22 protein-coding genes are annotated in these 26160 nt (G+C 67.2%); 6 read left to right on the top strand and 16 right to left on the bottom strand.

The window, feature by feature from the left end:
- Positions 1 to 736 precede the first annotated feature (736 nt).
- Together O2W53_RS18040 and O2W53_RS18035 are read left to right on the top strand one after the other, a co-directional pair.
- The gene (locus O2W53_RS18040) at positions 737 to 1234 is read left to right on the top strand and encodes an NADPH-dependent FMN reductase (protein WP_269164444.1); all 498 of its coding nucleotides are present in this window, start codon (positions 737 to 739) and stop codon (positions 1232 to 1234) included.
- A 191-nt stretch (positions 1235 to 1425) separates the two neighbouring features.
- Positions 1426 to 1809 (top strand): nuclear transport factor 2 family protein, encoded by a 384-nt coding sequence (locus O2W53_RS18035; protein ID WP_269164443.1) that lies wholly within the window; start codon positions 1426 to 1428, stop codon positions 1807 to 1809.
- Positions 1810 to 1982: 173 nt separating this feature from the next.
- Here O2W53_RS18035 and O2W53_RS18030 read toward each other — a convergent pair whose 3' ends face one another.
- Positions 1983 to 2600, bottom strand: a complete 618-nt coding sequence (locus tag O2W53_RS18030; RefSeq protein ID WP_269164442.1) for a TetR/AcrR family transcriptional regulator — start codon at positions 2598 to 2600, stop codon at positions 1983 to 1985.
- On the opposite strand from O2W53_RS18030, the gene O2W53_RS18025 reads away from it, so the two are divergent.
- Complete coding sequence (locus O2W53_RS18025; protein ID WP_269164441.1) at positions 2590 to 3939, top strand: multidrug effflux MFS transporter; 1350 nt, start codon at positions 2590 to 2592, stop codon at positions 3937 to 3939. The genes O2W53_RS18030 and O2W53_RS18025 overlap by 11 nt on opposite strands.
- A 440-nt stretch (positions 3940 to 4379) precedes the next feature.
- On the opposite strand, the gene O2W53_RS18020 is transcribed toward O2W53_RS18025, so the two are convergent.
- The 3 genes from O2W53_RS18020 to O2W53_RS18010 form a co-directional block, all read right to left on the bottom strand.
- A complete protein-coding gene (locus O2W53_RS18020; RefSeq protein ID WP_269164440.1) occupies positions 4380 to 4988 on the bottom strand; it encodes a nitroreductase family protein in 609 nt (202 codons plus the stop codon).
- A gap of 25 nt (positions 4989 to 5013) precedes the next feature.
- Positions 5014 to 5274 carry a DoxX family protein gene (locus O2W53_RS18015; protein ID WP_269164439.1) on the bottom strand — a complete coding sequence of 87 codons (261 nt, stop codon included), beginning with the start codon at positions 5272 to 5274 and terminating at the stop codon, positions 5014 to 5016.
- Between the two features lie 340 nt (positions 5275 to 5614).
- Complete coding sequence (locus tag O2W53_RS18010; RefSeq protein ID WP_269164438.1) at positions 5615 to 7129, bottom strand: PucR family transcriptional regulator; 1515 nt, start codon at positions 7127 to 7129, stop codon at positions 5615 to 5617.
- 134 nt (positions 7130 to 7263) lie between these two features.
- Between O2W53_RS18010 and gabT the strand changes: the two genes are divergently transcribed.
- Both gabT and O2W53_RS18000 read left to right on the top strand, forming a co-directional pair.
- On the top strand, positions 7264 to 8613 hold the full coding sequence (gene gabT / locus O2W53_RS18005; protein WP_269164437.1) for a 4-aminobutyrate--2-oxoglutarate transaminase: 1350 nt from the start codon (positions 7264 to 7266) through the stop codon (positions 8611 to 8613).
- Positions 8610 to 11690: an NAD-glutamate dehydrogenase domain-containing protein gene (locus tag O2W53_RS18000; RefSeq protein ID WP_269164436.1), complete on the top strand. Its 3081-nt coding sequence runs from the start codon at positions 8610 to 8612 to the stop codon at positions 11688 to 11690. Before gabT ends, O2W53_RS18000 begins: the two co-directional genes overlap by 4 nt.
- Positions 11691 to 11751: 61 nt before the next feature.
- Here the strand turns inward: O2W53_RS18000 and O2W53_RS17995 are convergent, their stop codons facing one another.
- The 7 genes from O2W53_RS17995 to O2W53_RS17965 form a co-directional block, all read right to left on the bottom strand.
- Positions 11752 to 13188 carry an aldehyde dehydrogenase family protein gene (locus tag O2W53_RS17995; protein ID WP_269164434.1) on the bottom strand — a complete coding sequence of 479 codons (1437 nt, stop codon included), beginning with the start codon at positions 13186 to 13188 and terminating at the stop codon, positions 11752 to 11754.
- 366 nt (positions 13189 to 13554) lie between these two features.
- Positions 13555 to 13986 carry an ester cyclase gene (locus O2W53_RS17990; RefSeq protein ID WP_269164433.1) on the bottom strand — a complete coding sequence of 144 codons (432 nt, stop codon included), beginning with the start codon at positions 13984 to 13986 and terminating at the stop codon, positions 13555 to 13557.
- Positions 13987 to 14001: 15 nt separating this feature from the next.
- On the bottom strand, positions 14002 to 14541 hold the full coding sequence (locus O2W53_RS17985) for a flavin reductase family protein (RefSeq protein WP_269164432.1): 540 nt from the start codon (positions 14539 to 14541) through the stop codon (positions 14002 to 14004).
- Positions 14542 to 14583: 42 nt separating this feature from the next.
- Complete coding sequence (locus tag O2W53_RS17980; protein WP_269164431.1) at positions 14584 to 15606, bottom strand: ornithine cyclodeaminase family protein; 1023 nt, start codon at positions 15604 to 15606, stop codon at positions 14584 to 14586.
- Positions 15607 to 15680: 74 nt separating this feature from the next.
- The gene (locus O2W53_RS17975) at positions 15681 to 15968 is read right to left on the bottom strand and encodes a hypothetical protein (RefSeq protein ID WP_269164430.1); all 288 of its coding nucleotides are present in this window, start codon (positions 15966 to 15968) and stop codon (positions 15681 to 15683) included.
- 29 nt (positions 15969 to 15997) lie between these two features.
- A complete protein-coding gene (locus O2W53_RS17970) occupies positions 15998 to 17329 on the bottom strand; it encodes an LLM class flavin-dependent oxidoreductase (RefSeq protein ID WP_269164429.1) in 1332 nt (443 codons plus the stop codon).
- A 14-nt stretch (positions 17330 to 17343) separates the two neighbouring features.
- Positions 17344 to 18150 (bottom strand): alpha/beta fold hydrolase, encoded by an 807-nt coding sequence (locus O2W53_RS17965; protein WP_269164428.1) that lies wholly within the window; start codon positions 18148 to 18150, stop codon positions 17344 to 17346.
- A gap of 224 nt (positions 18151 to 18374) precedes the next feature.
- Here O2W53_RS17965 and O2W53_RS17960 point away from each other — a divergent pair, with 224 nt between their 5' ends.
- Positions 18375 to 19340 (top strand): helix-turn-helix domain-containing protein, encoded by a 966-nt coding sequence (locus tag O2W53_RS17960; RefSeq protein WP_269164427.1) that lies wholly within the window; start codon positions 18375 to 18377, stop codon positions 19338 to 19340.
- A gap of 666 nt (positions 19341 to 20006) precedes the next feature.
- Here O2W53_RS17960 and O2W53_RS17950 read toward each other — a convergent pair.
- The 5 genes from O2W53_RS17950 to O2W53_RS17930 all read right to left on the bottom strand — a co-directional run bounded on the left by O2W53_RS17950 (position 20007) and on the right by O2W53_RS17930 (position 25406).
- Positions 20007 to 21206 (bottom strand): Bcr/CflA family efflux MFS transporter, encoded by a 1200-nt coding sequence (locus O2W53_RS17950; protein WP_269164426.1) that lies wholly within the window; start codon positions 21204 to 21206, stop codon positions 20007 to 20009.
- Complete coding sequence (locus O2W53_RS17945) at positions 21199 to 22512, bottom strand: glutamine synthetase family protein (protein ID WP_269164425.1); 1314 nt, start codon at positions 22510 to 22512, stop codon at positions 21199 to 21201. Before O2W53_RS17945 ends, O2W53_RS17950 begins: the two co-directional genes overlap by 8 nt.
- A 154-nt stretch (positions 22513 to 22666) precedes the next feature.
- Positions 22667 to 23377 (bottom strand): amino acid ABC transporter ATP-binding protein, encoded by a 711-nt coding sequence (locus O2W53_RS17940; RefSeq protein WP_442929288.1) that lies wholly within the window; start codon positions 23375 to 23377, stop codon positions 22667 to 22669.
- 101 nt (positions 23378 to 23478) lie between these two features.
- The gene (locus O2W53_RS17935) at positions 23479 to 24348 is read right to left on the bottom strand and encodes an amino acid ABC transporter permease (RefSeq protein ID WP_269164423.1); all 870 of its coding nucleotides are present in this window, start codon (positions 24346 to 24348) and stop codon (positions 23479 to 23481) included.
- An 86-nt stretch (positions 24349 to 24434) separates the two neighbouring features.
- The gene (locus tag O2W53_RS17930; RefSeq protein ID WP_269164422.1) at positions 24435 to 25406 is read right to left on the bottom strand and encodes a transporter substrate-binding domain-containing protein; all 972 of its coding nucleotides are present in this window, start codon (positions 25404 to 25406) and stop codon (positions 24435 to 24437) included.
- Between the last annotated feature and the right edge of the window lie 754 nt (positions 25407 to 26160).

The raw sequence follows: 26160 nt of genomic DNA, 5'->3' as shown, positions 1-26160 counted from the left end.
TCTTGTGGCGTCGGTCGGTGAGCCAGGCATCTTCAGCCCGGCGGGGAGCCGGGAGGCGATTCGACTATCGTTACGGATTGTTCGGATTGGTCATCCTCTGGAGGACTCGTGGACAAGGTCCTACCCAGCGCGCGAGAGGCCGTCGTCGACATCGCGCCCGGCTCGATGCTCCCCGTCGGCGGGTTCGGTCTCTGCGGGGCCCCGATCACGCTGATCGACGCTCTGCTGGAGCAGGCCACCCAGGGCGAGGAGGACGCGGACCTGATCAACGCAGGTAAGGGGACCGTGGCCGACTGGTTCGTCCCCGGCACGATGGTCGACGGGATGGGCGGGGCGTTGGACCTCGTCGAGGGCCGCCCGCCGCGTGATCATCACGATGGAGCACGTCGCCCGCGACGGGTCGCCGAAGATCGTGCAGGACTCCACCCTGCCGCCGGCAGCGGCCGCGTCGACCGGATCGTCACCGATCTCGCCGCCGCCGACGTGACGCCCGAAAGCCTCGTGCTGTGGGAGACCGCGCCGGGTCTGACCGTCGAGGAGCCCATCGAGAAGACGGGCGCTCTCCTCACGACCGCCGACGATGTGCGTGAGATGCCCCGTCCCACGAACGTTCAACGGCCCTCCCCCATCCGGTCCACCGCCCTCGGAACACCACGGAGGTTCCCGTGTCCCACCCCGTCCTGCAGGTGGTCGCCGCCAGCACTCGTCCGGGTCGTCGCGGCGTCGCCGTCGCCGGATGGGTGCAGGAACTGGCAGCGCACATGGTGCGTTCGACGTCGAGCTGATCGATCTGGCGGACGTCGGCCTGCCTGTGTTCGACGAACCGCATCACCCACGGCTGAGGCGATACGTGCACCAGCACACAAAGGGCTGGAGCGCGACGGTCGATCGCACCGATGCCTTCATCTTCGTGTCCCCGGAGTACAACCACTCCTTCCCCGCCTCCCTGAAGAACGCGTTGGACTTCCTCTCGGCGGAGTGGGCCGACAAGGCCGCCGGTCTCGTCACCTACGGTGGCGCCTCTGCCGGCCTCCGTGCGTCGTCGGCCCTGAAGCCGGTGCTCGGAGCCCTGCGCATCCTCACCGTGCCCGAAGGGATCTCGATCCCCTTCTTCACCCAGTTCTTCGATGCTGACGCCTTCGTCCCCAACGCCGAGCTCGAGGCTGCCGGGAAGGCGATGCTGGACGAGCTGGCGCGGGTCACGCCGCCGCTGCGCACCCTCCGCGCTTCCTGACCCGGCTCGTCGAGCCTCCTGGCGCGGCCTCGCGCACGGTCGTCGCGCATTCCGGCGCCGTCCGCAGGCCGTCCCGTCGGGGAGATCCGACCCAGAACCCCCCGGAACCGGGCGACCCATGGGCGCTGGTCCGCGCGACACAAAGGAGCACTCATGAGCACCCCGATCCGCTGTGGCCCGAAGGTGACGCCGTGACGGCCGCCGAGGACGCGCGTCCCATCTCTGCCAGCGAAGAGGCCCGGTGCCAGGCGCTCCTCCGCGCGGACGTGCCGGCACTGCGGCGGATGTTCCACGACCGGCTGCTGTACACGCACGCCAGCGGTGTGCGGGACACGAAGTCCGCTTACCTCGCAAAGGTGGAGAACGGCTACTACGTCTACCTGCGGCTGACACATCGGGTAGAACGGGTCAGCGTCCTCGGAGACACCGCGATCGTCGTCGGTCGTCTGTCCGGTGACATGACGGTGCAGGGCGCCCCCCGGACCTTTGAGAACCTGTCCCTCGCAGTGTGGACGAAGTCCGACGGCGACTGGCAGCTGGTGGCGCACGGTTCCACGCGGCCACCGGCGGACTGAGCGTCACACGGCCCCACTGACCCCCGTGCACCAGCTCGCGTGGCCCGGACCGCCTCCTCGTGGACCGCGGTCCCCTTCGACGAGGTCTCATCGGTCCACTCCGCGCGCGACGGCCCGCTCATCGACGTGACGACGCGGGCTGTGCACGGCTGCAGGTTCAACGCCCGATCGCTTCATCCCGCGTGGGAGCGCGCTCGCGAACAGATCTCCAGGAGTCCGACGAGCTCACGCAGGGCTCGGCCGACGATTGACCGCTCCCCTTCGGCCGTCGCGGTCACAACGCTGCCGTCGATCACCGCGCCGACGAGAGTCACAGGCACCTCCCCTCGACCACAGGCGTCGAGCAGGTCGCCCACCTGGCGATCCATGACGTCACGCGCCCGAGCCAGGCGGGCCGACAAGGCGTCGCTCTCGCGGGCGCAGTCCACGACCCAGCCGAGGGTCCCGGCGAGCGTCGCATCGTCCTGGCGGGGTCCGTAGTACGCCGTCAGGAGCAGTTGGGCGACGTCTGCGGCGCCGGCAGGGTGCAGGCATTGTGCCGCGGCGAGCACGTCCTCCGCAGAGACGGCCCGTTCGCTCTCGACCTCATCGACGCACGCCAGCAGCAGAGCCTCTCGCGTGTCGAAGTAGTACCGGATGGCGCCGAGCGAGACCCCTGCCGCCTGCGCGACGGACCGATGCGTGACGGCTGCCGCGCCCTCGGCGGTCATCAGGGTGATCGCGGCACGCAGGATCTCCTTGCGCTTCCGTACGGCGCGTGCCTGGCGAGGGAACCCGTCGATGGGCTTCATCACAGATCCTCACAGACTGATACAGGTGTACTACTTCTGGTCTACAGTAGTGGCGGACTCCCGTTGGGCCCTCCTTCCTGCTGGACATACTCCGATGAATCACGTCGTCCCTCGTTCCTTCACGCTCACCACCGCCGCGATCGTGGCTCTGTTGCCCTTCGCCGCAGACATGTACCTGTCCTCGCTGCCGGCGATAGGCGCCGACTTCTCGGCCCCCGTCTGGGCCACCCAGCTGACGCTGACCGGCTTCCTGCTGGTGCTCGGCCTGGGACAGCTCGTCGCCGGCCCGATCACCGACGCCATCGGGCGCCGCGGCCCACTGCTCGTCGGCCTCGGACTGTTCGTCGCGGGGTCAGTCCTCGCGGCAGTTGCACCGTCCATCGGTGTACTGGTCGCCGGCCGGATCGTCCAAGGCATCGGCGGCGCCCTCGCCGTGGTCGTCGCCAACAGCTCGGTCCGCGACCGGGTCGTCGGCCTGGCGGCAACCCGCCTCTATGCCGTGCTGATGACTGTGGCCGGACTGGCCCCGGTAGTCGCTCCGGCGGCAGGAGGGCTCATCGAGCAGCACTTGGGCTGGCGATCGGTGTTCGTGGTCCTCGGCCTCCTCGGCGCGCTCGTCGCGGCGAGCGCCGCCGTCTTCCAGAGCGAGTCCCTGCCGGCGGAGCACCGGACTCCGTTCACTCCCGCCCCGGTGCTGCGCGCCTACCGCGACCTGGTGCGGACGCGGGACTTCGTCCGACCCCTGGCGGCGATCTCGGCGCTGTTCATGATGCTCTTCGCCTACATCGGCGGCGCCTCGTACGTCTACCAGGCGCGGTACGGATTGGATCCGGCCGCCTTCGGGCTGGTCTTCGGCGGAACGGGGATCGCGTTCCTGCTCGGTGCGGTGGCCGCCCACCGCATGGCGGCCTCCAGTGACCTGAGGCGTCAGTCGCTCGCCGGAGGGTTCATCGCTCTCGCCGGCGCACTGTTGGCGGCGATCGGGACCGGCACGAGTGTCGGGCTCCCGGTGGTGATCGCGGGCATGGCGGTGGGCCTCTTCGGTCTGGGCATCGCCGAACCGGCATTGATGAGCTGGTGCATGAGCTCGGTGCGCTCGAACACCGGCTCGGCGGCGGCCCTCATCGGCGCGTCCCAGTACGGGCTGGGTGCAGTTGCGACGGTCGTCGCTGGCATCGCCGCTGCCGGCGGCCCGGCGGTGTGGGCGGCACTGGTCGCGGCGTTCGCCCTGGTATCGGTCGCGATCACCCGATCGATCCCGGGCAATCCAGCGATCGAGGACGGCCACGCGGAGGCGGAGCCGTCGGCCGAGCTCGTGCCCGTGGGCGCGGCCTCCTGAGAAGAGGACGGAACTGTCCCACGCCGACTGCCGCGGGCGACCGAGGCTCGTTCACCGTCTCGTGACTCTCCCGCACGGGTCGCCGTGTCGAGGCGGGCCGTCGACGTGGCTCCGACGGTGTCGAACGGCACCTTGCGGCCCAGGTGGCTGCTCAGTTGCTTGGCGTAGCGCGCCGGGACGTCGGTGCGGACATCCGCGCGGCTGCGGAGGGCGGAGGTCAGGGTCAGGAATGGGCGGCCCGCCTCTGAACTGCAGTTTCTCTGTCGGGCTGACAGGATTTGAACCTGCGACCCCTTGCCCCCCAGCTTCCGGCGCGAGGTCCGCCGTCGGCCGCCCTGGTCTGATCTGAGCCGCATCGTGCAGCGCGGCCCGTACTGCGCCGATCCTGGACTCGGCCAGCCGCAGCGTGTGGGAACGCCTCGGAGCTCGCGGCCGAACGATCAGGAGGTAGGAGCGGGGGTGCTCGGCCCGAAGGGCAGCAGCAGTTGCTCGAGCGGCAGCCGGTCTCGGACGGCGGTCTCCCGGCTGGCGAACGGCTCGGCGAGCTGCACCGCGTCGTCCCGGCGTCCGACGGCCAGCACGACGAGCGGAGTGACGACGCCCGGAGCCGCCAGCAGGGCGGCGACCCGGTCGCGGTGGAAGCCGCCCATCTGGTGCACGGCCAGGCCCTCGTGCTGAGCCTGCACCGACAGGTGGGCCACCGCCTGGCCGGTGTCGTACACCGCCCACGGCCGGGACGTGCCGTCCGGACCGACCGTCTCGGCCGCGGCGATGATGAGGGCCGAGGCGCCGTGCGCCCACGCCTGGTTGCCCGGCTGCAGGGCATCGAGGACAGCGGCGAACTCGGCCCTCCCCCGAAGTGCGACGGCGAACCGCCACGGCTGGGTGTTGGACGCGCTGGGCGCCCAGCGGGCGGCCTCGAGCACGGCGGTCAGCTGCTCGACCGCTAGATCGTGCCGGGGGTCGAGGGCGCGAGGGCTCCACCGCTCGGCGAGCAGAGGATGGAGTGGCTCGGCGGTGGTCGCCGCCTTGGAGATCAGCGGGGTCATGAGATGCGGCCTTCCTTCTTGTGGATCAGCAGGTCGAGCTGGAGCCCGATGGGTCGATCGGCACACCGAGGCCGCGGCTGAGCGCGACGCCGCCAACGAGCTCCACGATGGCGGCGAACCACGCGGCGGCCGAGGTGGCGGGTACGCCGGCCTGGTCGAGATACGCGGCCGTGCCGTCGATGGCGTTGAGGTACTGCCTCTGCCAGCCGTGGGCCGAGAACACGGCGCGGAGGGCGAGGCGGACGAGCAGGACGGCGATATCCCGAGCGGGAGCGGGGAAGGCCATGGCGGTTCCTCACGCGGGCGTCCGTTCATGAGGCGCCAACTGCCACAGCACTCGATCGATGCGACCACCGACTCAGGTCGACGCGTGACAGACCACCGACTTCTCACCACCGACCATCTCCTCCCGACCGTATCAATGAGCGTTCACCGTGTTCGTCGATGCTGAGCTCCCACTCGTGCGGGACGCCCGCGCGAAGGTTTCGATGACCGCTACGACGACACCGCGGCACGGCGCAACCAGTTCTGCCTTCGCCACAGGCGCCGCCACGAACAGCAGGTCCCGCAACGCTCGCGCCTCCCGGCAAGATGCCGCGACGCTCGAGAGGATCACTTCGGCCTATTCAGCTCGCCCCCGGCGGATGTAGCGCGATCCACAACTCAGCCCTGGTCCCCGGCTCGTCGAGGTCGCGTCCGAGCAGCTGACCGGCACGGCGCACCCGCTTGCGCAGCGTGTGCCGGTGCACCCCGAGCTGCGCGGCGGCCGGCTCCCACTGACCGTGATGCGTCAACCACACGCGGACGGAGTGGACGAGGTCACCTGCGCCGGCACGGTCGGAGGCGAACAGCGGCGCAAGAAGTGAGTCGGCGAAGGCCCGCGTCGCCGTCGGCTCGAGCAGGGCCGAGAGCCCGGGAGTGGCCAGGTCCTCGAAGTCGACGACGACCGTGGTCCGCCCCCGGCCGTGTTGGGCGGCCTGGCGTGCCTGCTGGAGGCCGTCGACGAGCTCCGACCAGCGGACCGGCCGGGACATGCCGACCGCGGAGCCGGGGACGCGCGCTGGCAGGACGTCGAGTTGAGACGCTAGTCCGGTCTCCGCCGAAGTGAGGAGGACCAAGGCGTCGTCGAGCTCCGCGGAGAACAGTGGCACCCGCCCGTGCGCCGCTGCGTCGGCCGCCACATCGACCGCGGCGGAGCGCTGCTCGCCGCTGCCGAGCACGGTGAGGACACGGAGCGGCTCGGAAGGGAGTTGCTGGCCCAGTTCGTCGACCACGCCGGACACTGTGCGTTCCTCGCCGGCCAGGAGCAGCCGCAGCAGCGCGGCACGCAGAGCAGCCATGGCACTGTCCAGCCCCCGCGATTGCTCCATGCGCAACGTCAGCAGCAGCGCAGCGGCGTTCACGACGTGCCGCTCGGTCGGCGGCAGGCTCCCGGACCGGCCGACCGCCAGGAACCCGCGAATGCGTGCGTTCGTACCGAGCGACTGCACCAGCACGGTGTCCTCGGGTCCACTGATCGCCGCACTGGCCGGTGCGCGCGACCCACGGAGGCGGTCCAGCTCGGTCCCGAGGGCATGGGCATGTCGGACGGCGCCAGGTGGGGCGGCTTCCAGTGGTGCCCCGACCGTGTCGAGCAGCAGCGCCCAACCGCCGATCGCGCGGGCGAGCCGCTCCAGCAGCGCGCCGGGTGCGCCGGGCGCGACTGCGGCCCGGGTCAGCTCCTGCTGCACCGCCGCCGATCGAGCGACCGCGGCATACTCCTCGGCCGCGAGAGCCGCCGAGACGCTGCGCGAGATGGCGATGAAGGGGGTCCCTCGGGGCACGTCAACGACCGGCAGGCCGCTCTTCTCGGCGGCCGCCAGCAGTTCGGGCAGGACGGCCTCCTGCCCGAGGCCAGTCCCGAAACCGAGCGCCGCGACACCGGCGTCGACCAGCCGCCGCACGTAAGGGCCGGCCGGTTGGTCCTGGCGCAGCGCGAGTCCCGTCGTCAGCAGCAGTTCCCCACCTTCGAGGAACGGCGCGGGATCGGCCAGCTCGCTCACGTGGACCCACGACAACGGGCGGTCGACGATCGCATCGGCGGTCAGGAGCACCAGGCCGAGCTCAGACCGAGCGAGCAGGTCGGCGACAGTGACTGGCAAGTCAGCTCCCAAGAAGGGTCGGCTCCTGCCGGAATGGACATCCGGGGGAAGCCGACACGCCTGTTTGACCGTACTCGGTTCGGCTTCCGTTGCCGAGACTCAAGGGAGTCCGTCCCCCCAGGCGAGGAGCTCCTGTGACCGACCTGCTCGTTTCTCCGCTGACGCCCGCCCAGGAGCGTCGACTGGTCACGGAAGTGCCTGGCCCTCGGTCACGGGCGCTCAGCGCCCGGCGCGCGGCCACCGTGTCCGCCGGCGTCGGGACCACCCTGCCGGTCTTCGTCGAGCGGGCCGGCGGCGGTGTCGTGGTGGATGTCGACGGCAACTCGCTGATCGACCTCGGCTCAGGCATCGCGGTGGTCAACGTCGGCAACGCCGCGCCTCGCGTGGTGGCCGCCGTCCAGGAACAGGTCGAGGCGTTCACCCACACGTGCTTCATGGTCACGCCGTACGAAGGCTACGTCGCCGTCTGCGAGGAGCTCGCTCGCGTCACCCCTGGCGATCACGACAAGCGCTCGGCGCTGTTCAACTCGGGCTCCGAGGCAGTCGAGAACGCGGTGAAGATCGCCCGCGTTGCGACAGGCCGGTCAGCGGTGGTGGTCTTCGACCACGCTTACCACGGACGGACCAATCTCACGATGGCCCTGACGGCGAAAAACCTGCCGTACAAGAACGGGTTCGGGCCCTTCGCGCCCGAGGTCTACCGCGTGCCGATGAGCTACCCGTTTCGCGACCCGGCTGGTCTGACCGGCGCCGACGCCGCGATCCGCGCCATTCGCCAGATCGAGACGCAGGTCGGCGCAGCCAACGTGGCGGCGGTCCTGATCGAGCCCATCCAGGGCGAAGGTGGATTCGTCGTCCCGGCCCCCGGTTTCCTGCCCGCCATCGCCGACTGGGCGCGAGAGGCCGGAGCGGCCTTCATCGCCGATGAGGTGCAGACCGGGTTCTGCCGCACCGGTGACTGGTTCGCCAGCGAGCACGAGGGCGTCGTCCCCGATCTGATCACCCTGGCCAAGGGCATGGCAGGCGGTCTGCCTCTTGCCGCTGTCACCGGCCGAGCCGAGCTGATGGATGCGGTGCACACGGGTGGGCTCGGCGGAACGTACGGCGGTAACCCCCTGGCCTGCGCGGCTGCTCTCGCCTCGATCGAGACGATGGACGAGCTCCGCCTCGATGACTCGGCCCGAGTCATCGAGGCAACGATGCTCCCCCGGCTGCGGGCGCTGCAGGAGCACTTCCCGGCCATCGGGGACGTCCGCGGCCGCGGCGGCATGATCGCCGTCGAACTGGTGAAGCCGGGCAGCACTGAGCCGGACCCGGCTCTCACCGCCGCTGTGGCGAAGCACTGTCATGCGGAGGGAGTCATCGTGCTGACCGCCGGCACCTACGGAAACGTGCTGCGCTTCCTGCCACCGCTGGTCATCGGCGAGTCTCTCCTGGCTGAGGCGCTCGACGTGCTCGACGCCGCGTTTGCCGCCCAGGCATGAAGGCCGACCCGGTCCACGACCGGGTCCGGCTGCGGCCCGCTGTCGCCGGATCGGGTCCGCTCGTCGGCGCGGTCGTCGAGTGGCCTTCCACTCGCCCGCTGCTGGCCGACGTCGTCCCGGTGTTCGAGCGGCTGGGGGTCCGCGTCGCCGACGCCCGACCGCTGCCTGAGGTGGGCGCCACGGCGATGTTCCTGGACCTGCTGCTGCCCGAGGACGTGGCGGCCGAGCCGGCCCTCGCCGCGTTGAGTCAGGCACTCGCCGCGGCGTGGGCAGGAGAGACGGAGCTGGACGGGCTCGCCCAGTTGACGGTGACCGAGGGCCTGCCTGTGCTGCAGGTGACTGTGCTCCGCGCCGCCTGCCGTTACCTGGCGCAGACTGGCACGGGACTCTCCCGTGCCTACATCGAGCAGATGGTGCTCGGCGCTCCGCGCTTCGCCCGGGCGCTGATCCGGCGGTTCTTTGCGCGTCACGACCCCGATGCTCTCGATGCTGCCGGAGCTGCTGCGGCAGGCACTGAACTCGAGTCCCTGCTCGATGCGACGACGAGCCTCGACGAGGATCGCATCCTCCGCGGGTTGAGGGATGTTTTCGATGCCGTCGTCCGTACCAACGCCTTCCAGGACGCGGCCGGTCGCCCACCCGCCCAGCTCGCGCTCAAGATCGCATCCCCGCGGCTGACCTTCCTCCCGGCCCCGAGACCGTGGGTCGAGACGTTCGTGTACTCCCCCACGGTGGAGGGTCTGCACCTGCGCGGCGGGCCTGTCGCCCGTGGCGGTCTCCGCTGGTCAGACCGTCCCGAGGACTACCGCACCGAAGTGCTCGGCTTGTTGAAGGCGCAGCTCGTGAAGAACGCCGTGATCGTCCCTGCCGGCGCGAAAGGCGCCTTCGTCGTGCGCGGCGCCGGCGACCAGACTGCCGTTGAGCACGCGTATCGGTCCTTCGTCGCGGGTCTGCTCGACATCACCGACAATCGGGTGGACGGCCGAGTGGTGCACCCAGCGCGCACCGTCGTCCTCGATCAAGACGACGCCTACCTGGTGGTCGCCGCCGACAAGGGGACGGCGACGTTCTCCGACCTCGCCAACGAGCTCGCCGTCGCGCGCGGCTTCTGGCTCGGCGACGCCTTTGCGTCGGGGGGGTCGGTCGGCTACGACCACAAGGCCATGGGCATCACTGCTCGGGGGGCCTGGGTCGCAGTGCGCCGGCACCTGCGCGAACTCGGTGTGGACCCCGATGTCGACGAGATCACCGCTGTCGGGATCGGCGACATGTCCGGGGACGTGTTCGGCAACGGCATGCTGCTGTACGAGCGCCTCCGCCTGGTCGCCGCGTTCGACCACCGGCACGTGTTCCTCGACCCCGACCCGGACCTAGCGACGTCCTACGCCGAACGCCGTCGGCTGGCTGCGCTTCCCGGGTCGTCGTGGGCCGACTACGACTCTTCGGTGCTGTCACCGGGTGGGGCGGTCTACCGACGCGATGCCAAGCGGGTGCTCCTCTCTCCAGAGGTCCGCCGACGGCTGGGTACGGAGGCGTACGAGCTGACGCCCGACGAGCTCATCCAGGCCGTGCTGCGCGCGCCTGTCGACCTCCTCTGGAACGGCGGTATCGGCACGTACGTACGGGCCGACGACGAGACCGATGCTCAGGTGGGTGACCGCGCCAACGAGCGTGTGCGCGTGACGGCTGCGACCCTGCGCTGCCGGTTGATCGGCGAGGGCGGGAACCTGGGGTTGACCCAGCGGGCCCGCATCGATGCAGCTCGCGCCGGGGTCCGGGTGAACACCGACTTCATCGACAACGCGGCCGGTGTGGACACCTCCGACCGCGAGGTCAACCTGAAGATCCTCCTCGCGGATGCGGTGAGGGAGGGCGAGCTGTCCGTCGGGGCGCGGGATGACTTCCTCCGGACACTCACCGACGAGGTGGCCACCGCCGTACTCGCCGACACCGCTCACCAGGTGAGAGCGCTGACGGTGTGCGCCGAACGTGCGCCGTTCCTGCTCGATCGGCACGCCGGCCTCATTCGTGACCTGGAGCAGCATGCCGGACTGGACCGTGGCCTGGAGCACCTGCCGTCGGAGGCCGACGTCGAACGGCTGCGCGCGGCCGGTGGCGGCCTCACCCGGCCCGAGGCGTCCGTTTTGCTCGCCTACTCCAAGAACCTGGTGCGCGAGGAGCTCCTCGGCAGTGATCTGCCTGACGATCCCGCCCTGCGCGGGGTGCTCCTCCGATACTTCCCGCGCGCCGTGCGGGAGCGCTGGCCCGACCGGATCGCCGCGCACCCACTGGCCCGCGAGATCACCGCGACTCAGCTGGCCAGCGACCTGCTAGACCGGGTCGGACCCGGGTTCCTGCACCGGCTGGAAGAGCGGCACGGCGTGGGTACGCCGATCGCGGCACGGGCGTTCGCCGCCGCCCAGCAGGCGCTCAAGCTCGACGCGGTCTGGGCGATGCTCGACGAGGACGTGCCGCCGTCAGTCGAGCGGCTGGCCGTACCGGAAGCGCAAAGGGCCACCGAGCGAGTGGCCGACAGGTTGCTGCGCCGGTACCCCGACCCGGTCGCACTCACCGCGACTGTTCCGGCCCTGACGGCGTTGGTGGCCGACGTGCACTGCATCGACGACACCATGGCGCAACAGCTGCGGGCCGCTGGAGCCTGCGCTCAGCTCGCCGACGGTGTTGCGGCTCTCGCATCTCGGGCCGATGCCCTTGACCTCGCCGGGCTCGTCGAGACCACTGGCCTGCCGGTCTGCAGGGTCCTCGACCGCCACTGGGCCCTCGGCCGCGCGCTCGGCATCGACCGGGTGCCGGCTGCCGAGCTGGCCGGCGACTCGACGTGGGAGCTTGCCGCCAAGACGGTCCTGCGGGAGCAGTTCGACGAGCACATCCGTGCCCTCACTGCCAGCCTGCTGGCCGACGGCGGGGATGTCGACCGATTCCTGGACCGGCACTCAGCCGCGATCGGCCGGTTCACCGCTGTTCGCGACGCCGCCGCGACGGCACAGCAGAACGCTGTCGCGTTGCTCGCCGTTCTCACCGACGAGCTGCTCCAGCTTCGGCAGGCCGCGGTCTGATCCCGCTCTTGCCGACACACGTCCAGGGCCCGGTCCGATCGGACCGGGCCCTGGACTTCTCCTACAGGTCGATGCCCGTCAGGACCAGCACCCGCTCCTCGGTGAGGTCCTCCATGGCCGCGTACACACCCTCTCGTCCGGTGCCGGAGTCCTTGAGCCCTCCATAGGGCATCTGGTCGGCCCGGTAGCTCGGCACGTCCCCGATCACCACACCGCCGACCTCGAGCTCTCGCGCGGCCCGGAATGCGAGTTGCAGATCGCGCGTGAAGACGCCGGCCTGCAGGCCGAAACGGCTGTCGTTGACCCGCGCGAAGGCCTCGTCGATCGAGTCGACCACATCCAGCACGACGACGGGGCCGAAGACCTCCTCACAGGCCACCTTGGCATCGACGGGCACGGAACTGAGCACAGTGGGCGCGTACGTTGCCCCCTCTCGCGTGCCACCCGTGAGGACGGCCCCCCCGGCCGCGACCGCCTCATCCACCCAGCTCTCCACCCGACGTGCAGCGGCCTCGTCGATGAGGGGGCCGACATCGGTGGCGTCGTCGGTGGGCGCGCCCGTCACGAGCTTCTCCACGGCTTCCACGATTCGATCGGTGAGCACCTCTGCGATGTCACGGTGGGCGAAGACCCGCTGGACGGAGATGCAGGACTGGCCGGCTTGGTACATGGCGAAGGTGGCGATCCGGGACCCCGCCCACGCCAATGCGTCACCGTCCTGATCGGGAGCGACGACGACCGCGGCATTGCCGCCGAGCTCGAGGGTCACGTGCTTGCGCGGCACCGACTCCCGGATGGACCAGCCGACGGGTACGGAGCCGGTGAACGAGACGACGGGCAGCCGTGGATCCCGGACCAGCTCGGCGGCTACCTCGTTCGTCACCGGCAATATCGACCAGGCGCCGGGGGGCAGATCCGTCTCGCTCAGGATTTCGCCCAGGGCAAGCGCGGACAGCGGTGTCGCCGGAGCAGGCTTGAGGACGATCGGCGCCCCGACGGCCAGCGCCGGGGCGACCTTGTGGGCGACGAGGTTCAGCGGGAAGTTGAACGGTGCAATGCCGAGGACCGGTCCGCGCGGGGCCCTCCGGATCAGCGCCATCCGCCCGGTAGCGGCTGGGTCGGTGTCCAGCCGCTGCAGGGACCCCGACCAACGTCTCGCCTCTTCTGCGCCCCAGCGGAACGTCGAGGCAGCCCGGACGACCTCGAGCCGTGCCCACTTCAGGGGCTTCCCCGACTCGGCGGTGATCAGTTGAGCAATCTCTTCGCGACGTTCGGCCAGCCGCCGCGCAACGTGGTCCAGGGCGGCGGCCCGGACGTGGGCTGGCGTGGACGCCGACGCCGCACGAGCGTTGTGCGCAGCATCGACGGCGTCCTCGATGTCGCCGGGCGTGGCCAACGTCGTCTCTCCGGCGACCTGCCCATCGTACGGCGAAGTGACTTTCAGGATCTCGGCGCCGGACTTCGGCGACCCAGCAACCCAATAAGGCGTTGTCGACACTTACCCTCCTCTGACCCGGCGGCTTCCCTGTTCAACGCTGCCTCCCCTACCGAGTGCTGCGGAAGGCGCCGATTCGGCCACCTCGAACTCTGGAGGGTGCCCCGTTGACATCGGCTCACGGCATCACTTCACACCGCCCCGACGGCGAACTCGTCGAGTGCGGACGGCTCCCTGGGAGGTGGAAGCGCACCACCGAGACCTGACGTGGTTGGGTAGACCAACCTCTCGACTGCTCACCTCGCCCGCCGGCGGGACCGCCAGCGGGCGAGGTGAACGCCCCATCGAGTGCTGCGCCGGCAATGCCCCGGTCACTTCGGCACTACCGGTCCGTCACCAGATGCGACCAGTTCGTCTGGCCGGAGCTGACTAACCGGCGGCGCTCCGCGGCGGGAAGATCGGAAGGACTCCCAGGCTGTGCAGCACGCTGACCTTGTTCCACGAAGCCCATTCCTCCGCGATCTTGCCGCCGCGCAGTGCGCTGATCGTGATCCCGGACGCGGTGACCAACTTGCCTGTCGGAGGCACGCCGAGGTACGGGCCTTCATGATGCCCGGTCGAGGACCACCGGTAAGCGAGCCGATCGCCATCGACGATGACGTCATCAATACGGGACACCAGGTCTGGGAAGGCCTGGTGCCGCTCCCGCAAGGTGTCGACGAACTCCTCACGGCTGTAGTCGGCTTCACTAGCATGCCGAACGTAATCATCGGTGAAGAACTGGTGCATCCCCTGAGCAGCACTCTTGTTGATCTGATCCCAGACGTAGTGGATCCAGCCGACGACGCCATCGTTACCCATGTGTGCCCTCCACGATCAGTCGTCCGCCAACAAGCTGGTCGGATCGAAGAACTTGCCGCCGAAGTACAACAGCGGAGCCTGGCGAGGTTCGGCACCTGCAGCCACTACTTCGACGATGAAGATCGTGTGGGTACCTGCGGGGATCCGCGAGATGACACGACCCTCGAACGCCGCGGCAGCGCCGTCGACTAACGGTGCTCCGGTCTGCCCGGCATGCCAGTCCAGGTCAGCGAACTTGTCGCCTTCGGACATCGCGAAGAGCATCGCCACCGACTCCTGATGGGCAGCCAGGATGTTGATGGCAACAGGGTTGTCAACAAAGAGATGAGGGTGCGTCCGAGACGTGGAGGAGACGCACACCATCACCAGCGGCGGATCCAACGAGACGCTGGAGAAGGCGTTCACCGCGAGCCCGACCGGTTCACCCCCCACGATCGTTGTCACGACCGTCACCCCCGTGGGGAAGGCGCGGTGTGTCCCCTTGATCGCGGTGACAAGCTCAGCTGCATTGGGCTTGACACCAGTTGACTCAACGCCTCTTGCAGACATCGCCATATCCTTGGCTCCTTCGCTCACCGCGTAGTGGCATGGCCACCCCTACGCTGGGACGACAATTCCTTGATGGGCTTCACGAGCGCGACCGTTGAGGAACCGGGCAACCGCCAGGTCTTCCACGGCGAGTCCGACAGACTTGAACACGGTGACGGCAGTTGGGTCGGATCGCCCGACCGCTCGGCCGAGCAGCACGTCTCCGATCGTCCCCTGGATGGCATCGAGCTCGAAGGTCGAGTGCTCGGCGGCGAACAGCAGGTCACCGGCATCTGCCACGGCGGCCTCCACGTCATCGACGAAGACCGCAGCCTCGGAAACGATCTGCGGGTCCAGCTCGACGCCGCGGGACGTGCTGGCGCCCACTGCGTTGACATGGGTGCCGGGCGACAGCCAGGCGTGCTGCAGGATCGGCGATCGAGCCGGAGTCAGTGTGACGACTACGTCGCTCGCTGCGACTGCCTCACTGGCGTCGCTCATCGGACGCGCCTTGAAGCCCAGGCGCTGCGCGGCGGACGCCACTCGCTCCGCCGCCGCTTCTGTCCGCCCCCAGACACGGACGTCGGTCAGCGTCCGCACCTTCCCTATTGCTTCGATGTGCGGAAGAGCTTGTTGCCCCGTGCCCAGCACCGTCAGGACGGAAGCGTTCGGGCGGGCCAACGCGTCGGTTGCCACGGCCGTGACGGCGGCGGTTCGGATTGCGGTGACAGCCCCAGCGTCCAACATTGCGATGAGGTCACCAGTCCTGCCGTCGAAGAGGAGACACAGACCATGGTGACTTGGACCCTCGCCTGGCTGGTGTACCACGCACACCACTTTGGCCGCGTACGCCCCGCTCTGCCCTTCGTGCTGGGCTGCCTGATAGGCCGGCATCATGCCCAGCGCGCCCCCGCCCGATGAAGGCACGAGTTCGCGACGGTGCAACTGCTCCGACTTGCCGAGTGCGTAGTCGACCAGGGTCTGACGCATCAGGTCGATTGCGGTCTGCGGATCGAGTAGTGCATTCACGGCGGTGCCGTTGAGATAGAGCCGCGCGGACAGGTCGGTCGGGGATTTGGCTTCGGCCCTCATCGATTACGCTCCTGACGTAGCCCTCGGTCGGCACCTGCAGGTGGCGCCCCTCCCCTGAGGGACGCCACCTCGACTCACGGCTTCTGCCAGATCGTGTCCTCCGGCGTGGCGGTCCCTCGCAGCTCAGCCAGCTGTGCAATCAAGCCGCCGGCTTCGGCGAGAAAAGCCCGAAGGCTCTCCTCGTCGGGCCATTCATCGATGTCCAGGACCTCGTCGTCACGCACAAGGCGTGTGTGAGAGATGTTCCCGTGCTTCTTAAGAAGGCCGATCACCTTCTCGCGGAGCTCGGGGTGCTTCGCATCGACCTCCTTCATCCTCGCTTGATCGGCGTTCTTGATGTTCACGGTCACGACGATGCTCATGACTACCTCCTGGGGGTGTCCGACTTCAACTACTTCTGGGTGTCCTCGAGCGGCACGCGCAGCTCGGGGATGTGGCTCGTGCGGATGTCGATGGCGTGACCGTCGACCCATGCCATGGGCTTGGAGATCGGCTCTTGGACACGCGCGCCGTACTCACTTCTCGTGCGGAACGCCGCCCCCTCCTCGGCGGTGTCCCAGATCGGCTTGCCCGTCCGGGCGCGGAACTTGGGCATCACCTCTTCGGCGAACATCGTCATGTTCTTGCGAGCCATCCACGAGGGCATGGTCCATGCGTCCTGGGTGACGAGAAGGCGGCCCGCGCCGAGAGTGGAGGTGTACTCCTCGATACGCTCAGCAACGGTCTCAACAGACCCGCAGATCAGCTGGAAGTTGTCAATCGCCTCGTCGATCGTCGTTTCAGACGCGTCCTTGCTTCGGTAGCCGCCCCCCAGCGCCATGCCCCTCAGCGAGCCCTCGCTGGCGTAGCCCGGCGGGAACGAGTCGTGAAACGGAGAGCCGAAGGAGTTCTGCTGCACCGAGAGGTAGTGGGCCTCGACTTCCTGCCTGGCTTGCTTGTCTGTCTCAGCGACATGAACATAGGACTGCGCCACGAGCTGACGTGGATCCATCTCGTACCCCTCGGCTTGGCAGAGCTCCCGGAAGGTTGCGGCGTTCCTCTGGAGAACCGGCCACGGAACCAGCACGGCCATGTAGCAGTACCGTTCACGCGAAGCGAACTGGAGGGTCTCCTTGGAGCCGGCCGCGGGTACCCACACCTCTGGATAGGGCTGCTGCATCGGCTTGGGCCAGAGATTCGCGTATGGAGCACTGAAGTACTTCCCATCGAAGTCGAACGGGCCTTCCTCCGTGAAAGCCCTCTTCAGGAACTCGTGCGCCTCGTAGTAGCGTTCGCGCGCATCGGTGGGATTCATCATGGCGAGCGAGTGGTAATTGGCCCCGATCCCCATGGGCAGACCGAAGAAGTAGCGTCCGCGGGAGAGGATGTCGAGCGCCGCGACCTCCTCGGCGTACCTCATGGGCGTGAGATAGCTGTTGAGCAGCGCTCCGACTGTACCGATCCGGATGTTGCTGGTTCGGGCGGCAAGCGCGGATGCGAGGACGATCGGCTGGGTCACGACGGCGTTGGGACCGCCGTGTTGTTCGAGGACGACGAGTCCGTCGTATCCGAGTTGCTCAGCGAAAACGGCATCCTCGATGAAGTCCTCGAAGATCTGCTGTCCGCGGAGCGGATCGTAGTACTTCGTCGAGGTCGTGATGAAGATCGACTTGCCGAGCTGGTCGCGACGGGGGATGAACGAGTACTTGTTGCCATTCCAGAGATAGAACTCGAGCTCAGACATATCGTGACTCGCTCTCAGATCGAGTGGACGAAGTCGGACAGGAGCGACGCGAGCGCCGTCGGCTCCTGCACGAACGGGACATGGCTGGTCGGAACGCTCGATCCAGGGATGTCGACCACCTTTGCTCCAGGGATGAGCTCGGCGTACCGAGCCGCCACAGACTTGTCGATCACGCGGTCGTCATCAGGCAGCACGATCTGGGTGGGCACTGCCACTCGTCCCAGGCGCCGGTCGAGCTTGCGGTCGTAGCGCGGATTCCAGGCGAAGCGGGCGAGTCCCGTCAGCTCCTTGTAGTCCTGCACCGTCTCCTCGACAGGCTCGCCGCCTTCGAGGTACTCAGGGAATCTGTCGGCCGCGCCATTGAAGACCCGCTCGAGCGCCTCGTGTCCTTCCTGTCGGAAGGGGTCATGCAGGAACGCCCCCTTGAGGCCGGCCGGAGCGACCAGTTGCAGGCTCCGCAGCCGTTCTGGGAAGAAGCTGGCGAACTCAGCGGCGATCCAGCCGCCGAACGAATGACCGACGAGATGAACTCGCTCGAGCCCAAAAGCGTCCAAGAGGTCTGCGTAGTGCAGGACGAGGTCGTCGAAGGACTCCAGCCATTTAGGCATGGGAGTGTCTCCGAAACCCGGATGCTCGGGCACCAGGAGATCCGTGGACTGGGACAGCGCCTCGTAGAACGGCAACCAGCGCCGCGTCAGGCCCGCCCCGTGGAAGTAGACCACCGGCTCGCCCTGACCCGCTCGCCGGTACGCGACCTGAGCACCGCGCACGTCGATCGTCGAGGGCTCCGTGTAGAACGCCCACTTAGCATCTTCGGTCATGAGACCTTCCCTTCAGGCCGACGGAGTACGTCGCTACCTGGAGAACGCTATGGAGCACCGGTGCCGGGACGTACGACCTAGCGCGCACCCTTATCCACCATCCGCGCGCAACCAGACCCTGGGCGCTATGACGGTGCGGCGGCAAGATCCTCGTCGATTAGGCTCCCATGGCGCGTCTCGGGGGTTGATGTCACCCGCGCGGCCTGGACGTTAGAGGAGTGACGATGGCAGCCCGGTACTTCTCTAAGAGGCACTACACCGACGCCACGTTGTGGAATCAGGACTCAGACTCTCTCGTCAACCCGACGCGCATTACTCCCGTTGCGCCAGACGGCTTCTGGCTGGAAGCCGAGGCCATCGAGGTGAACGGGGTGCGTCTGGCGGTCGTGACCTCCACCGGACACATCGTCGAACGAACCAGGGCCCTGATCGAACGGACGCGGGACCCTCGCTTCACTCTCACGCTCCAGATGGCCGGCAGCAGCCATCTGAGTCACGAACGCGGTGAGAGTCAACTGGTCGCCGGGGACATCACCATCACCGACTCGGCGCGACCCTACCGTCGCGTCTCCGAGGGTTTGAACTCCATGCTCGTCGTGGTCTTCCCGCAACAGTTGCTGAATCTGCCGCCCGGCTCCATCAGCATGCTCATAGGCAGTCAGATCTCCGGCCGGTCGGGTGTCGCTGCGATCAACGCAGGTTTCTTGCGGGCCGTCGCCGACAACTTGGACGCCCTGCAGGCCCCCATGGGGCTCTCCATCGTCAACGCCGTCATTGATCTGACGACCACGTTGATGGGCGACACCCTGACCTCCAGCGACGTCGGTCAGTCGTTGAGGGACATCGAGTTGTTGATGTCTGTTCGCAACTTCATAATGGAGAACCTAGGGGACGCCGACCTCGATCCCACGCAGATCGCTGGCGCCAACTACATCTCGGTGCGCCAACTGCACATCCTCTTCAGCCGGGTCGGCGTGACGGTGTCACGATGGATCCGCGATCGTCGCCTGGAGATGTGCCGACGCGATCTGGCCGATCCGCTCGACTTCGGGACGCCCGTTCGAGTCGTTGCTGAGCGCTGGGGCTTCCGGAACCCGACCTACTTCGCCCGCGTGTTCAACGAGACCTATGGTCTGAATCCTCGGGAATACAGGAAGGTCGTCGTCTCGGGTCCACATGCCGCGATGTGAGCGATCGAGGTCAGGGTCCAGAAGGGACCCAGCTGCAGTGGCCGGACAGGTTGGTCAAGCGGGTGATCGGCGGGCAGGGTCCGGTCGCGGTGTGAAGTCGCTGATGGTCGTACTCGCGCAGCCGGGCCGGTACAGCCTTTCGTCGCCCTCGGCCGTTCGGCAGCGCTCGACCTACCCGGTGATCTGTGGCCGGTAGGGGCGCTTGTTCGGCGTGACGCCCAGCTCACGCCTGGGCGTCTCCCCAGGCGTGAGCGCGAGTGGGCACTGTTTTCGTCGCTCAGCACCTTGCTCGACCGAGCTGCCGCGAGCAGCGAACCAGTTCACAGCCCTTCGCAGTACCCGGATGGCGGTCGCGGCGACCACGTCGACCGGAACGCTCGGCCGGCCCCGCCCCGAGCCGAGCAGAGATGGGGGAACAACTGATCCGGGGACAGCTCCCGTCGATGGTCGGCCAGGAACAGCGAACACTCCCCCGGCCGGCCGCAGATGAGCTGACACCCACTCCGCGTCGAACGACTCCCGCTGCGACAGCGAGCGCGCCTGCACGAGAACCGTCCCTCCGCCTTGTCCTGCCCTGTCCTGGCCCGCTTCAGGGCAATGGAGAGCACAGCTTGTTCAGCAGAATCCCGGCCGACCTGGCGAGACAAACGCCGAACAGCGCAGGACTCATGAGCACTGGGTCCGTATGACTCGACGCCGCATGTAGCGCAGATGAACCCCGCAGCCAGCCCCCGACAGCGCAAACATGACGAACGCGGCCACCACCGGCGAAGCGTGCGGCAGGAAGGCGAGCGGTACGAGGACCAGCGACGATCCGAATTGTACGACCCCGAGGATCCCGCTCGCGGTCCCGGCTAGTGCGGGCTGCCGGGAGAGGGCAATGGCCGTGGCGTTGGGGAGCACCAGTCCAAGCGGTGAGATGCATCCTGTCAGCGCGAGTTCGACGACGAAGAACGGTAGCTGGAACAACAGTGCGAGTAGTAGCAGACAGCTTGAGAACATCTGGAGCACTAGGCCGGCAGCTATGAGGGTCGTGGGCTGGATGACACCTGAGAGGCGCCGTGACACGATTGAGCATGCGACCGCTCCGAGAGACCATATCGCGAAGGACAACGCGTAGCCGGTTGGCGACAACCCGAAGGTCTCCTGCAACAAGAATGGTGTCTGAGCAAGGATCAGGAAGAGGACTCCACTTACCGCCGCGATAGCTACGAGGCTGACTCGGAACACCCCGTCGCCCAGTAGAGTACGGAGACCTCGCGTTGGGCGGGGGGCGGCGTTCGAGTCGTGCAGGGCAGGCTCCGGCAAGACCGCCCAGGACAGCGTGAAAGTCACGACGCCAAGTCCCGCAACGGCCCAGAAGATCACCGGCCACGGCCCTACTCTCAATATCGCGCCACCGAGGATGGGCGCTAGCACCGGGACGATTCCGCTGACCATGGCAAGAAAGGAGAACACCGATGTGGCGGCACTGCCTCCCGCCACGTCTTGGACGTAGGCACGCGAGACTGCGGCGCCAATCGCCCCCGCGACGCCATGAAAGAATCGAGCCACGACGAGCATCGTGACCGAGGGCACTACGGTGCAGACCGCTGCCAGGACGGCGAACGCGAGACTGCCGAACAGCAGGAGGCGGCGACGACCGAATCGGTCACTGAGCACACCAGTCACCAACTGGCCTCCGGAGAAGCCGAGCAGGAATGAGTACAGGGTCAGCTGGGTCGATCCCGTGGAAGCACTCAGGTCGTGCGCGATGCTCGGGAGGGCCGGAAGGTAGAGGTCGATACCGATCGGCCCTCCCGAAGCCAGGAGGGCGAGCGCAACGAGCTGGCGACCGGTCAGCTTCGGTCGAAGGTCCTCAGGCATGAATGCCGTATAGGTCTCGCTCCCAGTCGGTGACGTGGCTGTGGAAGGCGGCTATCTCGCGTCGCTTCAGCGCCGCGTAGACGCCGACGAACTCCTCGCCGAAACCCGCTTTCATGATCTCGCTGCCTTCGAACGCTTGTACGGCCTCCTCCAAGCTGGACGGCAGAGCTCCTCCGTCACGCGTCGGCCGCATCTCGTTCGTGATCCCGCTCCGCATCGCGTGCAGAGTCGCAGCGAACAGCAGATGCGGCGAAGCACTTGCATCTCCGCAGCGGAGTTCGACCCGCGTCCCTGCACCCATGTCCGGCGGGATCCTGATGAACGCCCGACGGTCGTCCTTACCCCATGAGCCGTTCCTGGGGCTGAGGCCTTCACCTGTCAGCCGTTTGTAGGAGTTGACAGTCGGTGCCGCGACGGCCATGAGCTCAGGAGCGTGAGCCTGCAGGCCAGCAATAGCGGCCAGTGCCGTGTCCGACAACTCATCGCCATCTTTGGCGAACGCGTTGGTCTCACCATCCCAGAGCGAGACGTGGACATGGAGCCCATTGCCTTCGGAGCCGCTCCTGGGCTTCGCCATGAAGTTGGCGTCCAGGCCTTCGATCGAGGCGAGGTCCTTGACGGCGCACTTGAGCAGGAAGGCTTTGTCGGCCGCTGCGAGGACGTCGTCATGATGCAGGTTGATCTCGAACTGCCCTGGCGAGAACTCTCGCGACAGCACGGTGACACCGATGTCGAAGTCGATGAGCGCCCGGTGCATCCGGCCGACCACCCCCCGCGGATCGGTTACCCGGTCCACGGTGTACGAACTCCCACGCTTCGAGTACGGCTGCCCATCTGCTTGCTCGAACAGGTAGAACTCCGGCTCACCAGCCGCAATGGCCCGGAGACCTGTGTCTGCCAACAACTGTTCACCGGCAGACTTCAGTTGGGTCCGCGCGCACAGCGGCGACGGGCCGTCCTTCTCCCACAGGCTCGAGAGCAACCAGGCGCAGTCGGGTTCCCAGTTCGGGAACCTCACGGTGCTCGCATCGACCCTGGCGTGGACGTCCGGGTGGGACGCGAGCTGTGGGAAGTCCTGAGCGTCCAACGGAATTCCCATGAGGTCCTCCGCCATCGCCATCTTTGAGTAAGCGAGCGCCCCGTTCAGGCTGCTTCCGCGCTCGATCGGAATCTGCTTGGCTCGCTGCCGGCCGAACAGATCCGGATGAATGGCTCGGAGCACTCCGACGCCACGGTCTGCGAGAGAGGCGAGCCCCTCGTCGGTGAGTCGCCCATTATGGGCGGATGTCGTCTTCTGGGCGTCCATGCAACACTTCTTCGCTTCTCGGGGGGGCGCATGGGCGTTCCTACTGGTTCTGCAGTCGGTCCATGACGGTTAAAGCCCCGCGTGACGGCCTGACTAGTCGTACGATGGCCACGAACGCCGCACCGACCAAGGCCGGGCGCAGGCAGTGACCTGTTTAGAGGACTGCCGCCAGGAAGGCCCGGGTCCGCTCGTGCCTGGGGTTGTCGATCACCTCCTGAGGTGGGCCCACCTCCACGATGCGGCCGGCATCCATGAACACGATGCGATCGGCCACCTTGCGGGCGAAGCCCATTTCGTGCGTCACCACGATCATGGTCATGTCGCCTGACTTCGCTAGATCGTTGATGACTGCGAGGACTTCGCCGACGAGTTCCGGATCGAGGGCGCTGGTTGGCTCGTCGAAGAGCATCAGTTTCGGATCCATCGCCAACGCTCGGGCGATCCCGACCCGTTGCTGCTGCCCGCCCGACAGCTGAGATGGGTAGTGGCTTTCCTTGCCTTTCAGGCCGACACGCTCCAACAGTTCATAGGAGCGGGCGCGGGCGGTGGCCTTGCTCTTGTTCTGGACGATGACCGGAGCCAGGCTCACATTCTCTGCCGCGGTCAGGTGGGGAAAGAGGTTGAAGCTCTGGAACACCATCCCGATGTCCAGACGCTTACGGCAAGCATCCTTCTCGCGGAGCTCGTACAGCTTGTCGTTGGTTTCTCGATAACCGACGAGCTCATCGCTGACCCAGATACGGCCGCGGTTTACCTCCTCCAAGTGGTTGATGCAGCGGAGGAGTGTGCTCTTACCTGACCCCGAAGGGCCGATGAAGCAGACTGTCTCACCAGACTTGATGTCAAGGCTGATGTCGAAGAGCACGGGCTGGTCACCATACGACTTGCTGACACGTTCAAACTTGACGTTCGCGCCCCATGCACTTGTGGGCATCTTGGTCCTCGCTCCTTCCTCACTCAACGCGGTCACTTCTCTGCCGTCTTTCGCTCGATGAAGTACTGGGCAACGGACCACAGGCTGATCACGATCAGGTACCAGACGGTTGCGACGATCAGAAGCTCGATCACCCTGTAGTTCACACCCGAGATGCTCTGCGCGATCGTGAGCAGGTCACCTCCAGCGATGACAGCGACGAGCGCTGTCGCCTTCACCGTGTTGACGACTTCGTTGCCCAGAGGCGGGATGATGACCCGCAGGGCCTGTGGCAGGACGACGTAGCGGAGCGTTTGGAATCCATTGAGGCCGAGTGCCTTGGCAGCCGCGTACTGCCACCTCTGTACAGAGAGGATCCCCCCGCGGACGATTTCGGCCATGTACGCGGCCGCGACGAGTACCAGAGCGATGACGGAAGCCACGAAAGGCGTGAACACTGCTTGAGTCGGCACCGAGTAGAACGTGATGTCGGTGAAGGGAACACCGATCTTCAGTTCCTTGATGAACAACCCGAGATTTCCTACCAGGATCAGCAGGACGATCATCGGGATGCCGCGGAAGATGAAGCTGTACGTCCACGCGATGCCACGTAGGGCGCGACTGTCCGAGACCCGCATCACAGCCAGGACGACGGCGAAGACCAAGCCGACGACGATGGAGATCACGGTCAGTTTGAGGGTGACCCACAGGCCCGCGAGGATCGAGCCGTCAGCGAAGTAGTCACCGACGACCGACCAGTCGATGTACGGGTTCGAGACGATGCCGTAGCCGACGGCCAGGACAGCCAGCACGGCGACAGCCGCGACAGCGTTGCGGCCGTTGTGCCGCAGTGGAACGACGACCGGATCTACCGTCTCGCTGTGATCCGTCAGTGGTTCTTCGTGGGACAGGGAGGGGCGCATGTGGGCTTCTTTCGTAGAATTGCGCAACACTTTGCTGACTAAAGCGGAGCCGGCCTACGAGGCCGGCCCCGCTTCGGCGTTGACAGTTACTGCTTCTCGCCGGCCGGCGTACCAGTCAGGTAGTTGACCACGAGCTGATCGGCATCCAGAACGGCCACGGACGCACCCTCGTCCTCGAGAATCTGCTGGTAGGTACCGTCCTCGTGAAGCTGCTGAAGCACCTCTGCGACGGTGGTGGACAGTCCCGGTTCGTCCTTGGAGAACACCATCCCGCTCAGACCGCTGTCGATGGTCTCCGCGTCGCTGAGCTTGATGGCTTCCACGCCTTCCAAACGCGACGCAGCATCGGAGTTCACCGGGAGGGTGTCGATGACCAGATCGATGGCACCCGAGTGCAGGGCGACCTCCTCACCCTTGGTGTACCCCTGGTACACGATCGGGCTCTTGCCAGCACAGAACTGCGTGTTCGCCTGCTCTACGTAACTCTCGAAGATCGAGCCGACACTGCCACCGACCGTGGCCCCGCACATCGTCGCGAAGGAGGTCACACCGCTGGGATTGCCCTCCTCGACGAGTACCGACAGAGGTGCGGCGTAATACGGGATCATGTCGTAGAGCTGAGCTTCGCGTTCCTCGGTCTGAGTAGCTTGACCCCACACGATGTCGAACGCGCCACTGTCGATGCCCGGGAGCTGTCCTGGAAACGGGGTGTTGCGCCACTCGACATCCAGACCCAGGCGCTCACCGATCTCGGCCGACAGATCGGCGGCGATCCCGGCGGGCTTCGTCGCGTCCGACTCGCTCGAGTAGATCACCGGCGGGTTGTCGAACGAGCCGGCGATGACCAACGACCCCTTGGACTGGATCTCCTCAGGAAGTTGGTCGCGGAGTGACTGGTCGACCGTTGCGGCTCCGGACGAGGAAGCGGCTCCAGTCGATCCTTCTTCCCCGCCGCCGCAGGCGCTGAGTGAGAGGAGAAGGGCCCCCGCAAGGGCGGCACCCCCTGTATTCCTGAGGCCACGCAAGGACGAATGGTCCCGCGTCGGGAACACCTTCATAGTTGCAATCCAATCCGTCGGTCGGGATGGCTGTGAACCTCGGCTGCGACCGCGCTAGACCGCTCGGCGACCCGATGCTAGGGGTGACGCTGATCACGACGAGGTTCGTATGGTATCCACACCGGTCGTTTCGTGACTACGGATGTGGTCGACTTTTTTGCGCCCGTCCGCTGTCGGGCAACCGGCTCAGCCATGCACCGGCAGGGCAAGGTAGCGGGCGGTGAGGCCGCTCCCCCGGCAGTCGGGCGACCGGGTGGGTACGCCTGCCCCTCAGTTCGTTGCCGGACGCAGTTCGGTCGACGTGCGTCGGGCGCTTGGTCGTGGCGCCAGCTCGGCGCTGTGCGGTCGGCTGGAGGTCCGACAGCGCGCTCCCTGTTGCTGGCGTTGACGGGTCGACTTCGTTCCGGTTCAGGCCGCGGCGTAGTTCCGGGCTGACGTGATCGGTCGCCCGGCAGGGCGATCAGTCGGTCGCGCAGGTCGTTCGTAGCCTCTGACCACCGCATGCAACGCTGACTGAAGATCGCCAAACGCAAGGCCGGCCTCCTCGGCGAGGTCTTCTCGGCGGTCGCCTCGAGCACCGGCGTCGATCTGAGAGTCGAGAACCGCGGGCAGCGCCAGCGGCCGAGCCGCTGGATCGGGAGAAGGAGGCCCCGCGTCGGGCGACCGCCTGTTCGACCGAGATGTGCGCTCTCAGAGGGGAAGACCCGCTGGTCCATGACCTCGCCGCCGGCAGGATCCCTGCTGCGGTGACCTG

Source organism: Modestobacter sp. VKM Ac-2978, assembly GCF_026968025.1.
Taxonomy (GTDB): Bacteria; Actinomycetota; Actinomycetes; order Mycobacteriales; family Geodermatophilaceae; genus Modestobacter.
The sequence above is the reverse complement of the archived record's forward strand: the minus strand, read 5'-3'. Positions and strand labels throughout refer to the sequence as shown.

Excerpts from the sequence above, each read along its gene's own strand:
- O2W53_RS18000 (WP_269164436.1), top strand. The coding sequence starts at position 8,610 with ATGAAGGCCGACCCGGTCCACGACCGGGTCCGGCTGCGGCCCGCTGTC.
- O2W53_RS17970 (WP_269164429.1), bottom strand. The coding sequence starts at position 17,329 with ATGTCTGAGCTCGAGTTCTATCTCTGGAATGGCAACAAGTACTCGTTC.
- O2W53_RS17965 (WP_269164428.1), bottom strand. The coding sequence starts at position 18,150 with ATGACCGAAGATGCTAAGTGGGCGTTCTACACGGAGCCCTCGACGATC.
- O2W53_RS18030 (WP_269164442.1), bottom strand. The coding sequence starts at position 2,600 with ATGAAGCCCATCGACGGGTTCCCTCGCCAGGCACGCGCCGTACGGAAG.
- O2W53_RS17960 (WP_269164427.1), top strand. The coding sequence starts at position 18,375 with ATGGCAGCCCGGTACTTCTCTAAGAGGCACTACACCGACGCCACGTTG.
- O2W53_RS18040 (WP_269164444.1), top strand. The coding sequence starts at position 737 with ATGGGTGCAGGAACTGGCAGCGCACATGGTGCGTTCGACGTCGAGCTG.
- O2W53_RS18015 (WP_269164439.1), bottom strand. The coding sequence starts at position 5,274 with ATGGCCTTCCCCGCTCCCGCTCGGGATATCGCCGTCCTGCTCGTCCGC.
- O2W53_RS17950 (WP_269164426.1), bottom strand. The coding sequence starts at position 21,206 with ATGCCTGAGGACCTTCGACCGAAGCTGACCGGTCGCCAGCTCGTTGCG.
- O2W53_RS17980 (WP_269164431.1), bottom strand. The coding sequence starts at position 15,606 with ATGAGGGCCGAAGCCAAATCCCCGACCGACCTGTCCGCGCGGCTCTAT.
- O2W53_RS17990 (WP_269164433.1), bottom strand. The coding sequence starts at position 13,986 with ATGGGTAACGATGGCGTCGTCGGCTGGATCCACTACGTCTGGGATCAG.
- O2W53_RS17985 (WP_269164432.1), bottom strand. The coding sequence starts at position 14,541 with ATGGCGATGTCTGCAAGAGGCGTTGAGTCAACTGGTGTCAAGCCCAAT.
- O2W53_RS18020 (WP_269164440.1), bottom strand. The coding sequence starts at position 4,988 with ATGACCCCGCTGATCTCCAAGGCGGCGACCACCGCCGAGCCACTCCAT.
- O2W53_RS17930 (WP_269164422.1), bottom strand. The coding sequence starts at position 25,406 with ATGAAGGTGTTCCCGACGCGGGACCATTCGTCCTTGCGTGGCCTCAGG.
- O2W53_RS17935 (WP_269164423.1), bottom strand. The coding sequence starts at position 24,348 with ATGCGCCCCTCCCTGTCCCACGAAGAACCACTGACGGATCACAGCGAG.
- O2W53_RS17975 (WP_269164430.1), bottom strand. The coding sequence starts at position 15,968 with ATGAGCATCGTCGTGACCGTGAACATCAAGAACGCCGATCAAGCGAGG.
- O2W53_RS18025 (WP_269164441.1), top strand. The coding sequence starts at position 2,590 with ATGGGCTTCATCACAGATCCTCACAGACTGATACAGGTGTACTACTTC.
- O2W53_RS17945 (WP_269164425.1), bottom strand. The coding sequence starts at position 22,512 with ATGGACGCCCAGAAGACGACATCCGCCCATAATGGGCGACTCACCGAC.